Below are 16,145 nucleotides of genomic sequence, written 5' to 3' on the forward strand. Positions count from 1 at the left end.
CGCCTGACGCGGGGCTTCCCTGCCCCGCTCCTTTCCACCAACCCGCACCCCGTCGCCTGGGCTTATGCCCGGGATCTGAACCGGGAGGACTCCCGGACTGAAGTCCGGGCTACGGATACTCCTCACCCCTGTAGTCCGGGCTACGGGTAGCGCCACGCTGTAGCCCGGGCTTCAGCCCGGGTGCGGCTCAGGCCAGCGTGCAGCGGTCGAAGAAACGCTCGCGGCTGATGGCCATGAGGGCGGCGCGCTTGTGGGGGAAGTCGAACTCCTTCTCGCGGTAGAACCCCAAGCCCTGCATGTGGCCGATCATCCGCGCGTTGTCGGCGCGGGGCTCGGCCACCACGCGGCGGGTGCGCGGATCGTCGAGGAACAAGTAGTGGGTCAGCCCCGCCAGCCAGGCGGCCACCTTGTGCGGCCCGCGATGCTGTTCCTCTCCCACCAGCATGTGGATGCCCCGGTCGTAGTCGTCCACGGCATAGAACGGTGCGATACGGTCCTCCTTGGCCCAGTAGGCCTCGAAGTAGGCGAACGGCTCGTCGTCGAAGCAGCCCACCAGGGTCAGGGTGTGCGGGTCGTCGGCCAGGCGCTGCAGGTAGGCGCGGTGATGGTCGAGACTGCCGCCCTCCTGCCAGAACGCCAGCACCCGGGGTGAGTTCTGCCAGCGGTTGAAGCGCTCCAGATCGGCCTCGATGTCCAGCGTGCGCAGGGAGAACCAGGCCCCCAGCCGCGCGTCGAAACGCCGGTACACCTCGCCACTCGGTTTGGGCGGCCGGCGTGGGTGGCGCCGCCCTTCGCTCATCACCAACCGCTCCGGGTATGCCGGCTGCGCCTGCACCCAGGGCGCCGGCCGCTGCCAGAACACCCCACGCTCGCACACGAACACGCCAGGCTCCTGCGCCGGCACCAGCCAGCCCTCAGCCAGCGCCTCTGCCGGAGCGACGCTCAACTGCCAGCGCAACGCCTGGCACCCAGGCTCACGGGCGAACCACAGGTAGCTCGCCAACCCCAGCGCATCAGCATCGGGCAGCGCAGGCTGCAGGGGTTTGAGCAGCGGCTGCTCGCCGGGCTGGGCGCCCAGCTCCAGGAGGGGCTGGCCATCCAGAAACAGGTGCAGACGGTCTTGGGATTCGTCGACGTCGAGGCGCCGCCCCCCAGGCAGGGGCAGGCTCGACAGGGGATGCTGTCGGGACATGGTGAGGCTCGCGAGTGATTGACTGTCCCTGATGAAACGCGGCAGACGACATGGAAATTAGGCAGGACCGTTCAACGGACACGCCCTGTAGAACATGCAGTCGACAGCCCTCACGCGCCTCTGCATCTACTTGAGAACAACTTAAACAACAATAAAGCGCGCTCCGAATAACAAAATTTCCAATTTAAAAAGTGCGCATCAAAACAACTAAAACAAACAATCCAGCCAATTTGAAAGCACCGCTCACACCTGGAATTTTCCTACTCTGAAACACAATTTCTTATAGCGAGTCGCGCTATAAAATAGATATTTTATTGACGCCAAAAATTAGGCGAGTTTGCGTAGGATTTTTGACGCCATGTAAAATGCGATTTTTAAATTATTGATTTAAATGGGAAATAAATTTTTTTCGACCAAGTGTTGAATACTGCAATTAATTCCTCTTAGTCTGGAAGAAGGTGCTTAATTCAGCCAGTGAAACATCCTCCAGAAGTGTCAGATAAAAACTACAAATGACAGCAGTCCTCCATGGAGGGGTGGCGATTCTTTTATTGTGCAGAGGGATATATGCAGATCAGCATTTTTGGTCTCGGTTATGTAGGCGCAGTCTGTTCGGCCTGTTTATCTTCCCGGGGACATGAAGTTGTAGGAGTTGATGTTTCCCGACAAAAGATCGACCTGATCAACACAGGAAAGTCACCCATCGTCGAACCGGGTCTCGAAGAATTGTTGCGCAAGGGGGTCGATGCGGGCTTGTTGCGCGGGACCACCGATGTGCGGGAAGCCATCATGGCCACCGACATGTCGTTCATCTGCGTGGGAACCCCGAGCAAGCGCAACGGCGACCTCGACCTGGTCTACCTGGAAGCCGTGTGCCGGCAGATCGGCGAGGCGCTGCGCGGCAAGTCCACGCGCCACACCGTGGTCGTGCGCAGCACCGTGCTGCCGGGCACCGTGAAGAACGTGGTGATCCCCCTCATCGAGGACTGCTCCGGCAAACGCGCCGGTGTCGACTTCGGCGTTGCCACCAACCCGGAGTTCCTCCGCGAGAGCACGGCGATCCAGGACTACGACTACCCCGCCATGACCGTCATCGGCGAACTGGATCGCGAGTCCGGCGACCTCCTCGAAGAGCTCTACCGCGAGCTGGATGCGCCCATCATCCGCAAGCCCGTGGAGGTGGCGGAGATGATCAAATACACGTGCAACGTGTGGCACGCGGTCAAGGTGAGTTTCGCCAACGAGATCGGCAACATCGCCAAGGCCTGCGGCGTCGATGGCCGCGAGGTGATGGACGTGGTCTGCCAGGACCACAAGCTCAACCTGTCCCGTTACTACCTGCGCCCGGGCTTCGCCTTCGGCGGCTCCTGCCTGCCCAAGGACGTGCGCGCCCTGACCTACCGCGCTGGCACCCTGGACGTCGAGCACCCGATGCTCGCCTCGGTCATGCGCAGCAACAAGGTCCAGGTGGAGCGCGCCTTCGACCTCGTCACCGCCTACGAGAAGCGCAAGATCGGCCTGCTCGGCCTGTCGTTCAAGGCCGGCAGCGACGACCTGCGGGAGAGCCCGCTGGTGGAGCTCGCCGAGATGCTCATCGGCAAGGGCTACGAACTGAAGATCTTCGACCGCAACGTCGAGTACGCCCGCGTGTTCGGCGCCAACAAGGACTACATCGAGTCGAAGATCCCCCACGTGTCGGCCCTGCTGCGCAAGGACCTGAACGAAGTGCTGGACGACTCCGACGTCATCATCCTCGGCAACAACGACCGCCAGTTCGGTGAAGTCCTGGCATCCGTTGCACCCGACAAGCAGGTCCTGGACCTGGTGGGTTTCATGCAGACCCCCAGCGGCCAGGGCAAGGAAGGCATCTGCTGGTGACCCCTGCCGCAGCGGTGCGTATCACCGCTGCGGCGTGACGCGACAGGCTGCCACGGGGCCACCACCGGCCCCACCGAGAAGCACGCCGTCGCCAGGCAACACGACGTTGAACGCCCTTGTGAACTGACTCTTGAACGCCCGGGAGAGACGGCATGATTCCGCTCATCTTGTCCGGCGGCAGTGGCTCGCGCCTCTGGCCGCTATCGCGCAAGCAGTACCCGAAACAGTTTCTTGCCCTGGTCGGCGAGAACACCCTGTTCCAGCAGACCGTGGAGCGCCTGGCCCTCGAAGGGCTCGAGCCGCCGATGGTGGTCTGCAACGAAGCCCACCGCTTCATCGTCACCGACCAGTTGGCCGGCATCCGCAGGAAGGTCCAGTCCATCCTGCTGGAGCCCTTCGGCCGCAACACCGCGCCGGCCGTGGCCATCGCCGCCCTGACGCTGCTCGAAGCCGGGCGTGACGAACTGCTGCTGGTGCTGCCGGCCGACCACGTCATCGACGACGTCCAGACCTTCCACAGTGCCCTGGCACGCGCCCGACTGGCGGCGGAGCAAGGCGCCCTGGTGCTCTTCGGCGTGCCGGCCACCAGCCCGGAGACGGGGTACGGCTACATCCGCACCGCCTCCCTCGGCAATGGCTTGCCCGAGGGCGTGCTGCCGGTGGAGCGCTTCGTCGAGAAGCCCGACCTGGCCACGGCACGGCGCTTCGTCGAGGCGGGCAATCACTTCTGGAACAGCGGCATGTTCCTGTTCCGCGCCAGCCGCTACCTGGAGGAGCTCAAGCAGCACGAACCCGGCATCTACGAGACCTGCCAGGCAGCCCTGGCCCGCAGCGAGCAGGACCTCGGCTTCCTCCGCATCGACCCGGCGAGCTTCGAGCACTGCCCCGACGACTCCATCGACTACGCCGTGATGGAGCACACCCGGCACGCCTGCGTGGTGCCCCTGGACGCCGGCTGGAGCGACGTCGGCTCCTGGTCCTCGCTCTGGGAGATCCAGCGCAAGGACGCCGCCGGCAACGTCACGCGCGGCAACGTCGTGCTGCAGAACAGCCGCAACAGCCTGGTCCACAGCGAGCACAAGCTGGTCACCCTGGTCGGCCTGGACGACGTGGTGGTGGTGGAGACCAAGGACGCCGTAATGGTCGCCCACAAGGACCGCGTGCAGGAGATCAAGCAACTGGTCGGGCACCTGGCGGAGGAGTCCCGCCCCGAGGCCGAGAGCCACAGCCGGGTGCACCGTCCCTGGGGTGCCTACGACAGCATCGACGAGGGCACGCGCTTCCAGGTCAAGCGCATCACCGTGAAACCGGGCGCCAGCCTCTCGCTGCAGATGCACCACCACCGCGCGGAGCACTGGATCGTGGTGTCCGGCACGGCCTTCGTCACCTGTGACGACAGGCAGTTCGTGCTCAGCGAGAACCAGTCGACCTACATCCCGGTGGCCTCGGTCCACCGCCTGACCAACCCCGGGAAGATCCCCCTGGAGCTGATCGAGGTGCAGTCCGGCAGCTACCTGGGCGAGGACGACATCAAGCGGCTGGACGACGTCTACGGGCGCACACCGGAACTGATGGACTGAGCGCAGCGGGGCCGTCACGGCCCCATTGTGGGGAGGCACGGATGCCAAGCGGCGCGCGTGCCAATGGAAGTCGTATCGAACGAATGGAGTAGTACTGGATGCACGCTTCAGACGCCGCGTCCTGCGGACGCCTGCGCAAGCTGATCGGTTGGACGTGCCTGTTCGCGCTGGTCGCCCTGGCCTCGGAGATGGTAGCCCCGGAGTACCTGGACCCGGCCCACCACAAGTTCATCTTCATCATCGGGGCCATCGGCATCTGGCGTTACAGCAACGCGGCCATCCACTTCCTGAGGGGGATGTACTTCCTGCACTGGAAGTTCCCGCGCATGCGCAAGCAGGTCGAGGCGATGGGTGACGAGGCGCTGCCGGACCACCTGTTCATGGTGGTGACCAGCTTCCGCATTCCCACCACCACCACTTTCAAGGTCTACCGCTCGGTGTTCCAGGAGGTGCAGCGCCTGGGTGTTCCCTGCACGGTGATCGCCTCCATCGTCGAGAAGGGTGACGAGAACTTCATCAAGGCGATCATGCGGGACGAGGTGCGCGAGCGCAGCGACATCAGGCTGATCATCGTGCGTGCCCGTGGCACCGGTAAGCGCGATGGCCTGGCCCACGCCTTCCGTGCGCTGTCGCGGCAGATGCCGCTGCAGAACTCGGTGGTGGGCGTGGTGGATGGCGACACCATCATGCTGCCCGGCTGCGTCGAGCGGGCGGTGAAGATGTTCGCCCTGCTGCCCAGCGTCGGCGGCCTGACCACCAACGAATACTGCGAGGTGGAGGGCGGCAAGCTGGTCAAGGAGTGGCACACCATGCGCTTCGTCCAGCGGCACATCAACATGTGCTCCATGGCCCTCTCCCGACGCGTGCTGACCCTCACCGGCCGGCTGTCGTTCTTCCGGGCCAGCGTGATGACCGACCCGGAGTTCATCCGCGACGTCGAGGCGGACTTCCTCGAACACTGGCGCCTGGGGCGCTTCCAGTTCCTCACCGGCGACGACAAGTCCTCCTGGTTCAGCCTGATGCGCGCCGGCTGGGACACCTTCTACGTCCCCGACAGCCACACCCTGACCGTGGAGCATCCGCCGGACAGCAACTTCTTCCGCGCGACCCGCCAGCTGATGTTCCGCTGGTACGGCAACTCGCTGCGGCAGAACTTCCGCGCCACCAGCCTGCTGGGCTGGGAGCGCCTGGGGGCCTTCACCCTGTACGTGCTCTACGACCAGCGCCTGTCCATGTGGACCTGCCTGATGGGCCTCACCGCCTCGGTGGCCGCCGCCCTGCTGTTCGGCGTGCAGTACCTGCTGGTGTACCTGTTCTGGGTGCTGCTGTCGCGGACGCTGGTGACGCTGCTGTTCCACTTCAGCGGCCACCCGGTGGATGCCCTGTATCCGTTCGTTCTCTATTACAACCAGATCGTGGGTTCGATCATGAAGGTGTACGCCCTCTTCCACATGGACCAGCAGAGCTGGACCCGCCAGAAGACCACCCTGAGCAACCGTGGCGTCAGCTTCGACGTCCGGCTCAACCGCTGGTCCTCCAAGGCCATGATGTTTTCCTCCATCGCGATCTTCCTGGGCGTCGTTTCGGTGCTCCTCGAACTCACTCAAATCTAAGCAGGCGCGACAGCCATGAGCAGCACGACCCTCATACCCGACAACGTCATCCACGAAGCCATCGACGAGCGCCAGCACGTGCGCACCCGCATTCCCGCCAAGGTCATCCTCAGCGGCGGCGGCCTCACCGGCCTGGAATGCGACATCCAGGACATCTCCCTCGGCGGCATCGGCCTCATCCATGCCCAGCCGCTCAAGCTCGGCACCCTGATGAACGCCTCCATCAAGCTGCGCCTGGCCAAGCTGGACCTGAACATCGACGCCAAGCTGAAGATCGTCTCCCAGCGCGGCAACGAGGTCGGCGCGCAGTTCGTCGAGCTGGACGCGCAGAAGCGCGACATCCTGCGCTACATCATCTCGTCCTACATGTCCGGCGAGATCGCCGACATCAACGGGCTGTTCAACGTCATGCAGCGCGAGAACTACATCAAGGAGCGCAAGCAGAAACACGCCCTCGCGCGCACCCCGCTGGACCGCCTCAAGGCCGCTGCCGGCACCCTCGCCTTCAGCCTCATCGGCCTCGCCGCCCTGGGCATCGTCAGCTACAAGGCCTACCTGCTGTTCTTCCGCATCCCCGCCGCGCAGGCCACGGTGAGCGCCGACGCCTACGTGCTCACCATGCCGGAGAACGGCTACGTCAAGTACCTGCTCAAGCCCGGCCAGCGCTCGGTCACCACCGGCGAGCCGCTGGCCAGCATCTCCACCCAGCTGGCCACCAGCTTCACCAGCCCGGCGGACATGGCCGCCCTCTCCAACCTCGCCCCCGGTGATGTCCAGGCCCTGCTCAACCGCGCCACCGTGGAGACCCTGATCAACAGCCCCTGCGACTGCGACCTGTACTTCCCCAGCCGCCGCCTGGACGGCTTCAACTACAAGCAGGCCCCCCTGGTGCACCTGCTGCCGAAGGACGAGGACCTCGTGGTGCGCGCCAGCGTGCCCTTCGCCAAGCTGCCCGACATGAACCGCGTGCGCGCAGTGGACATGAGCGTGTACGGCAGCGACCAGGTGATCGCCGGGGAGATCGTCGCCTCCAGCGTCGACGCCCAGACCCAGAGCGTGGTGCTGACCCTCAAGCCCGAGCAGCCCCTGCCCCGCGAGGCCTACCAGCAACCGGTGGCGGTGGACTTCTACCTCGGCCTGCCGCTGCTCGGCGCCACTCGCTGAGGCCAGACGATGAAGGGGAAATCCACTGTCCTGGTCGCAGCGATGCTGCTGGGCTGCGCCGGTCCGGCCGGTGCCGTCCAGAGCCTCGAACAGATCCGCTACGCCCTCTACAAGGACCCGAACGCCGACGTCATCGCCGACCTGCGCAGCCTCGCCGAGCGCGGCGACCTGGCGTCCAAGCTGCTGCTGGGGGACCGCCTCGCCGCCGGTGATGCCGCCAACGGCGAAGAAGCCCTCGCGCTGTACAAGGAGGCCTTCGCCGAGGGCCGTGGCGAGGTGCTCGCGCTGTCTTCGCTGAGCCGCCTGCTGGAGCGCAACCCGCGCATGCGCAAGGCCAATGCCGGCTACGTGCGCGAGGCGCTGGGCCGGTTCCCCCATGCCCGCGACCCGCGCACCCTGGATGCTGCCCTGGAGGTCTTCCTGGTCTTCCCCGAGTACTTCCAGGCGCCCCGCGTGGCCGAGCTGATCGGCCTCTACGAGTCGTCCTGCCTGGAATTCTGCCGGCCGCAGCTGTACAAGGCCGTGCTCGCCGAACGCCAGGGCCGCCGCGACGATGCCGAGCGCGGGTACCGCGCTGCGGTGTTCGTCGACACCCGCGCCGTGCTGCGCTACTACGACTTCCTCGGCGACGCGCAGGACACCGCCTTCCCCGCCTTCGCCAAGACCCTGTTCGAGCACAAGGAGCGCCTGCCCGTGGAAGCGGTGCACCGCATCGGTACCCTGCTGGACAGCATCTACTCCACCCAGAGCGGCCTCATCGCCATCGAGAACCGTGCCCTGCGGGAGGCCGACGCAGGCCTGGAAGGCGACGCCAAGACCGAGGCCAGCGCCGCCGATAAGGCCCGCGCGGAAGCCCAGGCCAAACTGCTGGCGCAGACCAATGCCGAAGTCCGCGCCTGGCTGGACAACGCCATCGAGCGCAACTGGGTGCCGGCCATGGTGAGCAAGGTCAACAACATGACCTCCTCCCCCCAGGACTTCACCGCCGACGAAGCCTTCGCCCTGATCGAGCGCATTGCCCGCACCGACCCGCTGCGGGCCAAGGCCCTCAAGGCCTCGGTGCTGATGGTCACCAACTGGCTGACCCTCGACCCGGAGAAGGCCCATGGGCTGATCCAGGAACTGCTCGACGCCAACTACCCCGAAGCCCAGCTGCTGCTGGGGGACCTCTACAGCCGAGGCGGCCTCGACGAGCCGGACCTGGACAAGGCCCTGGCGATCTTCCACCAGCAGGCGCTCAACGGCTCGCCCTCGGCCTACTACCGCATCGCCAGCCTCTACAACTTCGGCCGCGCCATCTGCCACGACAAGGTCAAGGCCCACGCCTACGCCGAGGCCGCCAAGGGGCTGGGCGAGTTCCGCGCCAACGGCCTGCTGAAGCGCCTGGAAAAGGAAATGAGCAGCGACGAGCTGCAGCGGGCCACCCTCGCCCGTGACGCGATCTACAAGGAGTACCGCCTGTGAACGAGTGGAAGGCACTGCTGTGCATCGGTGCCGTGACGGTCAGCGGCGCGGTCGCGGCCGCCGAAGAGGACGCCTTCGGCCCGGCCGCGACACCCGCCGACCCGGCTGCGCTGTCGCTGGACACCCTGCCCCCGGTGACCTCGGAGTTCTTCAACAAGCTCACCCTGCAGGGCGGCTACGGCCCCGAGGACTCGGTGCTGGGCGCCGACCGCAAGGGCTTCTACAGCCTGCGCTACGAGCCGAGCTACCACTGGTATTCCCCGGAGAAACGCTGGGCCAGATGGGAAGTCTTCGGCCGCGCCTGGATCAACTACGACTCCAGCCAGTCCGCCACGCCGCTGCAGGACGACAACTTCCAGCAGAGCACCCGCAACGAACGCCCGGAGCACTTCTACAGCGAACTGCGCGAACTCTATGTGCGCCGCAACCTGCTGGGGGACGACCCGCGCTTCTCCTTCTCCGCCGGGCGGCAGCGCTTCTACGACACCTACGGCATCTGGTGGGACGACAGCATCGAATCGCTGCGCTTCGATTACCGCGACGCCTTCTCCCATGGCTTCGTCGCCGTGGCGCAGAAGTTCTGGAACTACAACACCGACGTCAACAGCCTCGACCCCACCGAGGAGAACACGCGCTACGCCATGGGCGAGTACGCCTGGCGCTGGAGCGAGCGCAACTGGGTCGGCGCCCGCGTGCTCCACGAGAACGACCGGAGCAACGCCGACCCCGACGACGCCCAGGACTTCACCGGCACCCGCGCCGGGCTGTTCTTCAGCGGCGACGACCTGCGCGTCAGCCCGCTGTTCAGCGACTACCACCTGGAAGCGGTGCGCCTCCGGGGGCGCACCCGCACCACCGACGCCGACGGCGTCAGCGAGCGGGGCGACAGCCGTGGCTGGCTGATGCTGGGCGAGGTCGGCAAGCGCTTCCACGACGCGCCCTGGGAACCCCGGATCGCCCTGCGCGCGGGCCTGACCGACGCCCCGGACAACGAGGCCGACGGCTTCCGCCTGAACCGCATCCAGTCCGACCGCATCGTCAACCCGTCCAGCTACAGCACCCGCCTGGTCAGCTCCTTCGTGGCCCTGAACATGCGCAACCTGAAGTACTACGGCGTGGCCCTGGAAACCCGGCCCACGGCCCGCAGCTCGCTGGACATCCGCCTGAGCGACCTGTACCTGCGCGATGCCGACGGCGACCTGCCGGTGCGCGTCGACCAGCAGCAGGCCCGCGACCGCCGCCAGGCGATCCGCGCCGGACGCGGCAACGGCCAGCGCGACGTCGGCCAGGTGCTGGACCTGAACTACTACTGGAAGATGTTCCCGCTCGCCTACGAGGGCAAGCACCTCGACCTGAACGCGCTGGTCAGCGCCAGCTACCTCCGGGCCGGCGACGCCCTGGAGAGCGGCGACGACTTCCAGATCTCCTTCGGCCTCGTCATGCGCTACTGAGGGAGCATCCGATGATCTTCGCCTCCAACGTCTTCCTGTTCCTCTACCTGCCGGTCTTCCTGCTGGTGTACTTCCTCGCCCGGCCGGCGTGGCGCTCCAGCGTCATCGTCGCCGCCAGCTACCTGTTCTATGCCTGGTGGCGGCCGGACTTCCTGCTGCTGTTCGTCGGCATCACCTACTGGAACTTCTGGTTCGGCCTGCGCATCAGGCAACAGCAGGAGGCCGGCAACCGCCAGGCTGCCAGCCGCCTCCTGTGGCTGGGGGTGATCGGCAACCTCGCCACCCTCGGCTACTTCAAGTACGCCAACTTCGGTGCCGAGGTGCTGGCGGCGCTGCTGGCCCCGCTGGGCATCAACACCTTCACCCTGGAGCACATCCTGCTGCCGCTGGGCATTTCCTTCTATGTGTTCCATGCCCTGAGCTACATCATCGACATCTACCGCAAGGACGCCGAGCCGACGCGCAACTTCATCGACTTCGCCGCCTTCGTCGCCCTCTTCCCGCACCTGGTGGCCGGGCCCATCCTGCGCTACAGCCAGCTGGCACCGCAGCTGCGCCAGCGCACCCACTCCCTGGAGCTGTTCTCCATCGGCGTGGGGCGCTTCATGGTCGGTTTCATCATGAAGGTGCTGATCGCCGACAACCTGGCGCCGGTCAGCGGCCTGTTCATCGCCCAGGGCGAGCTGCAACTGGTGGAGAGCTGGTTCGGCCTGATGGCGGCCTGCTTCCAGCTCTACTTCGACTTCGCCGGCTACAGCAACATGGCCATCGGCCTGGCGCTGATGATGGGCTTCCGCTTCCCGGAGAACTTCAACCAGCCCTTCGTGGCCCAGAGCGTCACCGAGTTCTGGCAGCGCTGGCACATGACGCTGGCCCACTACCTGCGGGACTACGTGTTCATGCCGCTGGTGCGCAAGCGCGTGGCCGGGCCGATGCCGGCGCTGGTCCTCACCATGCTGCTGTCGGGCCTGTGGCATGGCGCCAGCTTTGCCTTCATCTTCTGGGGGCTGTTCTTCGGCGTGGCCATGGTGATCGAGCGCCAGCTGGACATCGCCACCAAGATCACTACGCCCTACCGCTTCTGGCGCAACATGCGCACGGCCGTGCTCATCCTCCTCAGCATGCCGCTGTTCTTCACCAACGACCTGCGCCACAGCCTGGACATCTACGCCGGCCTGCTGGGCCTGAACGGCCTCGGCAGCCTCGACCTGTACATCCTCGGCACCTCACGCATGGCCATGGCCTTCAACCTGGTGGCGCTGGCCTGGCTGGTGCTGGCCGGCCGCAACAACGTTCGCTACTACGCCGGACTGAAGGACGGCTACGTCATGCAGCACTTCGGCGGCGTCCAGGCCCTGGTGCTCTGGAGCGGCTTCTTCGTCGCCCTCAGCAGCCTGGCGGCGAACTCCTTCTCGCCCTTCCTGTATTTCCAGTTCTAGGAGCGGACCCGATGAAATTCCCCGTGATCACGTCGGCCAGCCTGTGGAATGGACTGCTGTTCATCGCCCTGCTGGGCGGCATGTTCCTCTACTCCCTGCCGGCCGTGTTCGGCTTCGGCAAGACCCAGACCGACACCTGGTCGCTGTTCGTGGACGGCAAGCTGCTGCGCAAGTTCGAGCAGTTCTACGACAAGCGTTTCTTCCTCCGCGAGCCGTCCGTGCAGGCCTGGGCGGACATCCGCTTCATGCTCTTCGGCGAAGCCACCAGCGGCGTGGTGCTCGGCCGCGATGGCTGGCTCTTCACCAACCAGGAATACCTGGTGACCCGCGACCTGCCCGCCAACCTGCAACAGCAGGTGCAGGCCATCGTCCAGGTACGCGACCGCCTGGCGGCGCACGGCAAGAAGCTGGTGCTGCTGCCCGTGCCGATGAAACTGGACATCTACGCCGCCCGCGCCCGCGTGCAACCCGACCTGCGCGCGGTGGCGCTGTACGACCGCTTCGTCGAACAGCTGAGAGCCGAAGGCGTCGACGTCACCCCAGTGCGCCACGCCTTTCTCGCTGCGCGGGACGGCCAGGCCCTGTTCCTGCCCAACGACACCCACTGGAGCCCCGAAGGTGCACGCCTCGCAGCAGCCACCTTCGCCCGGGGCAACCCCGCCCTGGTCGGCGCCACGGCCTACCGCTCGCAGCAGGTGGGCAGCAAGCCGCACAAGGGTGACCTGATGAACTACGTGCAATTCGACACCGGCCTGGCCGCCACGGATTTCGCCCCGGTCGACCTGCCCCTGTTCGAGACCCTCAAGGCCGAGCAGACGGTCAGCGATGCGGCGCTGTTCGACGACGAAGGCAGCCCGCTGCTGCTGGTGGGCACCAGCTACAGCAAGATCGACGACTGGAACTTCGTCGGTTTCATGAAGGAGTACCTGCACAGCGACCTGGTGACCCTGGCCCAGGAAGCCCGTGGTCCCTTCCAGGCCATGGAGCTGCTGCTGCAAGGGCCGCAACTGGCCGACCCCGGCCTCGACACGGTGATCTGGGAATTCCCGGTGCGCACCGTGCTCGCCCAGAACATGGTTGCCGCGCGCGCACGCGCCGAGCAGCCCAGCCACTTCTGATTCGACGACCAAGGAGACCCCTCATGCGAATCACCCTCCGTCTGCTGAGCGCACTGGCGCTGCTGCTGGCCATCCACCTGCCGGCCCAGGCCGCCAAGGATGCCAATGCCGACCTCTACGACGCCGTCGCCCCGGCCGACTCCGCCTTCGTGCGGGTGCTCAATCTCTCCGACAAGGGCATCGACGTGACCCTGAGCGGCAAGGTCAACCCGCAGAAGGTGCCGGCCGGGCAGATCGGCGGCTACCGCTTCGTGCCCCAGGGCAAGCACCGCATCGCCACCGGCACCCTGGCCGTCGAGCCCGAGCTGAAGGCCAACACCGCCACCACCCTGCTCTACACCGGCAGCGAGCTGATCGTCATCGCCGACGCCTTTGTCAACGAGCCGAAGAAAGCCCAGGTGGCCTTCTACAACCTCACCGGCCAGGACGTGGCGCTGAAGACCCGCGACGGCAAGCACGACATCGTCCAGGCACTGGGCAAGAACCAGACCGGCAGCCGGATGGTGAACGAGATCAAGATCGGCTTCGCCGCCTACGCCGGCGAACAGAGCCTGGCGCAGTTCGACGAACTCTTCCTGAAGAAGGGCCGCTCCTACAGCTACGTGCTGCTGCCCCAGGCCGGCGGCTACCGCACCCTCAGCCTGGCCAACAGCGTCGACCCCACCGAGTGATGCGACGACAGGGATCGGCGCCCGTCCCCACGGGCGCCCACCTCAACAACGGATGAACCCGCCTCGACCATGAAGAAGACCTTGCAGCACGGATTGGCCCTGTTCCTGGCCCTCGCCAGCCTCCCGGCGCTCGCTGCCGAGGCGCCCACCTGCGGCGACCTGGAATGCTTGCTCTGCCCCGGCCTGACCGATCCCCAGCAGTACGCCGAAGGCAACATGAAGCTCATGCGCGAGATCGCGCCGGGCAAGGACCGCTGGCTGTTCCGCTCCGTGGTCGACCTGACCAACGACTTCGGCATCCCCACCGCCATGGAGCCCGAGTTCGCCCGGCTGATGCGCACCTTCAAGGCCCAGGGCACCGACGTGGTCATCGCCATCCAGCCCACCCGCGGGCTGATGCACCGGGACAAGATCCGCCCCGACCGCGCCTACGGCTTCGACTACGCCAAGGCCAGCGCCAGCCTGCGCCACTTCGCGGGGCAGCTGCGGGCCGGCGGCGCCATCGTGCCGGACGTCATGCAACTGGTGGAGCACCCGCCGCAGAAGGAATACTTCTTCCGCCGTGACCACCACTGGACCCCGGCCGGGGCCGAGGCCACTGCCCGCCTGGTGGCCGACGAAGTCCGCCGGCACCCGCTGTACGCCGGCCTGGCGAAGAAGCACTACCAGACCGAGCCCGGCGTGATGGTGCCCAAGGACGGCACCATGAACCTGGCGCTCTCGCGCATCTGCGGCAACAACTACGGCTTCCAGTACGTGCGCGGCTTCCAGACCATCCCGGTCAGCGACGATGCCGACGCCCTGTTCGACGACGCCCCGGACCCGGAAGTGGTGCTGGTCGGCACCTCCAACTCGGCCGCACGGGAGGACGAAAGCAAGCAGTTCAACTTCGACGGTTTCCTCAAGCAGTACCTCGACGTGGACATCCTCAACTACGCCCTCCCCGGCGCCGGCCAGGACGGCGCGCTGCTGGAATACCTGCAATCGGACAGCTACTCGCCGGACAAGCCGCCCAGGCTCATCGTCTGGGAGCTGCCGGCCAACTACCGCCTGCAGGACCCGCTCAGCTACCGCCAGCTGATTCCCGCCATCAAGGGCGGCTGCCGCGCCGAGCCCCTGGCCCGCAACACGCTGCAAACCGGCGTATTGAAGGTCAACCAGCGCATCGAACTGCTCAGCAATGCTGGCGACCAGCGCCGCGACCTGGGCGATCTTGACGGTTTCCTCGACATCCGCATCAGCGACCGCAACCTCAAGGACTTCTACGTGATCGTCTATTACGACAATGGCGCCCGGGACAAGGTGTGGTTCCGCCGCGAGGCCGTGGTGACCGGTGGCCACTACTACCTGGAACTCAGCCGGGCCGAGGCGTTCAAGGGCGCCAACCTGCTTTCAGTGTTCATGGAGCCCACCGTGGACATCGCCCAGTCGACCCAGGTGGATATACAGCTATGTCGATGAGCCGCCACCTGCTCTGCGCCCTCGCCCTGCTGCTGGTGCTGCCCATGAGCCCGGCGCAGGCGGTCAACTCCCTCTGGGCCAACCAGGCAACGCCCCAGGCCGCCATGGTGGGTGACTACCGCAGCCTGGGCTGCCGCTACCCCGCCCCCGAGCCCTACACGGGCGCCTTGCAGTTCGAGAGCAAGTACGACCAGAGCGACGTCACCAAATCGCGCCTGAGCGCCACGCCCGACATGCAGGCCAAGAAGGTCCAGGCCCAGGTGAAGGGCTACATCGGCGGGCTGATCCGCGCCTCCAAGGAGTTCCAGCGGGCGAAGCGCCCCGAGCGGGCCAACCAGGCCCTCGCCTGCCTCGACACCTGGCTCGGACGCTGGGCCCACGCCCGCGCGCTGGAAAACCCCGACGCCAGCAAGACCGGCATCGCCGCACGCAAATGGGCGCTGGCTGCCATCGGCTCCACCCTGCTCAAGGTGCGTGCCCTCAGTGACGGCCGCTATGAGCTGGACAGCGAGCAGAAGGCCTGGCTGGAGCGCCTGGCGGAACGGGTGATCGCCGAGTACCAGCCTCGTCACGTTCCGGACTTCCCCTACTTCAACAACCATGACTACTGGGCCGGCTGGGCCGTGGCCTCGGTGGGGATGCTGGTGGAGCGCGAAGACTTCATCGCCTGGGCCGACTACAGCCTGCGGCGGGGCCTCGCCCAGGCCCAGCGGAGCAACAGCGGCGACTACGCCTACCTGCCCCTGGAAGTGGCCCGCGGCAAGCTCGCCAGCACCTACACCCAGTACGCCCTGGTCCCGCTGGTGCTGCTGGTGGAGAGCGCCGAAGCCAACGGCCGGCCCCTCAGCGGCGACGAGCGCCAGACGCTGTGGCTGCTGGCCAGCTTCGCCGCCCGCAGCCAGCTCGAACCCGAGAAGCTGCCGGAGCTGCAGGCACACGACCAGGACGAGGCCGCGCCCTACAAGCTCGCCTGGCTGATCCCCTACCTGCACCGCTACCCGGGCCATCCCTGGGCCCGGCGGCTCTACGACGAAATGGGCGGCGACGTGGACAACTACAGCCAGATCGGCGGCCCCATCAAGCCGATGTACCCGACCCAGGATTGAAAGAAGGA

Annotated in this window: 12 protein-coding genes; 11 read left to right on the plus strand and 1 reads right to left on the minus strand. The window is 66.2% G+C overall.

The window, feature by feature from the left end:
* Positions 1 to 187: 187 nt before the first annotated feature.
* On the minus strand, positions 188 to 1,192 hold the full coding sequence (locus tag RTK35_RS01295) for a GNAT family N-acetyltransferase (RefSeq protein ID WP_308725587.1): 1,005 nt from the start codon (positions 1,190 to 1,192) through the stop codon (positions 188 to 190).
* Positions 1,193 to 1,759: 567 nt separating this feature from the next.
* On the opposite strand from RTK35_RS01295, the gene RTK35_RS01300 reads away from it, so the two are divergent.
* The 11 genes from RTK35_RS01300 to RTK35_RS01350 all read left to right on the plus strand — a co-directional run bounded on the left by RTK35_RS01300 (position 1,760) and on the right by RTK35_RS01350 (position 16,137).
* On the plus strand, positions 1,760 to 3,070 hold the full coding sequence (locus tag RTK35_RS01300) for a nucleotide sugar dehydrogenase (protein WP_044404749.1): 1,311 nt from the start codon (positions 1,760 to 1,762) through the stop codon (positions 3,068 to 3,070).
* Between the two features lie 152 nt (positions 3,071 to 3,222).
* The gene (locus tag RTK35_RS01305) at positions 3,223 to 4,650 is read left to right on the plus strand and encodes a mannose-1-phosphate guanylyltransferase/mannose-6-phosphate isomerase (RefSeq protein ID WP_316907175.1); all 1,428 of its coding nucleotides are present in this window, start codon (positions 3,223 to 3,225) and stop codon (positions 4,648 to 4,650) included.
* A gap of 98 nt (positions 4,651 to 4,748) precedes the next feature.
* Positions 4,749 to 6,263, plus strand: a complete 1,515-nt coding sequence (locus RTK35_RS01310) for a glycosyltransferase (protein WP_044404755.1) — start codon at positions 4,749 to 4,751, stop codon at positions 6,261 to 6,263.
* 15 nt (positions 6,264 to 6,278) lie between these two features.
* Positions 6,279 to 7,427 carry a PilZ domain-containing protein gene (locus tag RTK35_RS01315; RefSeq protein WP_142009639.1) on the plus strand — a complete coding sequence of 383 codons (1,149 nt, stop codon included), beginning with the start codon at positions 6,279 to 6,281 and terminating at the stop codon, positions 7,425 to 7,427.
* Between the two features lie 9 nt (positions 7,428 to 7,436).
* Positions 7,437 to 8,891: a sel1 repeat family protein gene (locus tag RTK35_RS01320; RefSeq protein WP_316907176.1), complete on the plus strand. Its 1,455-nt coding sequence runs from the start codon at positions 7,437 to 7,439 to the stop codon at positions 8,889 to 8,891.
* The gene (locus RTK35_RS01325) at positions 8,888 to 10,342 is read left to right on the plus strand and encodes an ion channel protein AlgE (protein ID WP_279801963.1); all 1,455 of its coding nucleotides are present in this window, start codon (positions 8,888 to 8,890) and stop codon (positions 10,340 to 10,342) included. The genes RTK35_RS01320 and RTK35_RS01325 overlap by 4 nt, the downstream gene beginning before the upstream one ends.
* 11 nt (positions 10,343 to 10,353) lie before the next feature.
* The gene (locus RTK35_RS01330) at positions 10,354 to 11,781 is read left to right on the plus strand and encodes an MBOAT family O-acyltransferase (RefSeq protein ID WP_316907177.1); all 1,428 of its coding nucleotides are present in this window, start codon (positions 10,354 to 10,356) and stop codon (positions 11,779 to 11,781) included.
* An 11-nt stretch (positions 11,782 to 11,792) separates the two neighbouring features.
* On the plus strand, positions 11,793 to 12,899 hold the full coding sequence (locus tag RTK35_RS01335) for an alginate O-acetyltransferase AlgX-related protein (protein WP_316907178.1): 1,107 nt from the start codon (positions 11,793 to 11,795) through the stop codon (positions 12,897 to 12,899).
* Positions 12,900 to 12,922: 23 nt separating this feature from the next.
* Positions 12,923 to 13,570: an alginate O-acetyltransferase AlgF gene (locus tag RTK35_RS01340; RefSeq protein WP_044404773.1), complete on the plus strand. Its 648-nt coding sequence runs from the start codon at positions 12,923 to 12,925 to the stop codon at positions 13,568 to 13,570.
* A gap of 69 nt (positions 13,571 to 13,639) precedes the next feature.
* Positions 13,640 to 15,031, plus strand: a complete 1,392-nt coding sequence (locus RTK35_RS01345) for an alginate O-acetyltransferase AlgX-related protein (RefSeq protein WP_316907179.1) — start codon at positions 13,640 to 13,642, stop codon at positions 15,029 to 15,031.
* A complete protein-coding gene (locus RTK35_RS01350; RefSeq protein WP_316907180.1) occupies positions 15,022 to 16,137 on the plus strand; it encodes a polysaccharide lyase in 1,116 nt (371 codons plus the stop codon). The genes RTK35_RS01345 and RTK35_RS01350 overlap by 10 nt, the downstream gene beginning before the upstream one ends.
* The last annotated feature ends 8 nt before the right edge of the window (positions 16,138 to 16,145 follow it).

Source organism: Pseudomonas sp. zfem003 (assembly GCF_032621675.1).
Lineage (GTDB): Bacteria > Pseudomonadota > Gammaproteobacteria > Pseudomonadales > Pseudomonadaceae > Metapseudomonas > Metapseudomonas otitidis.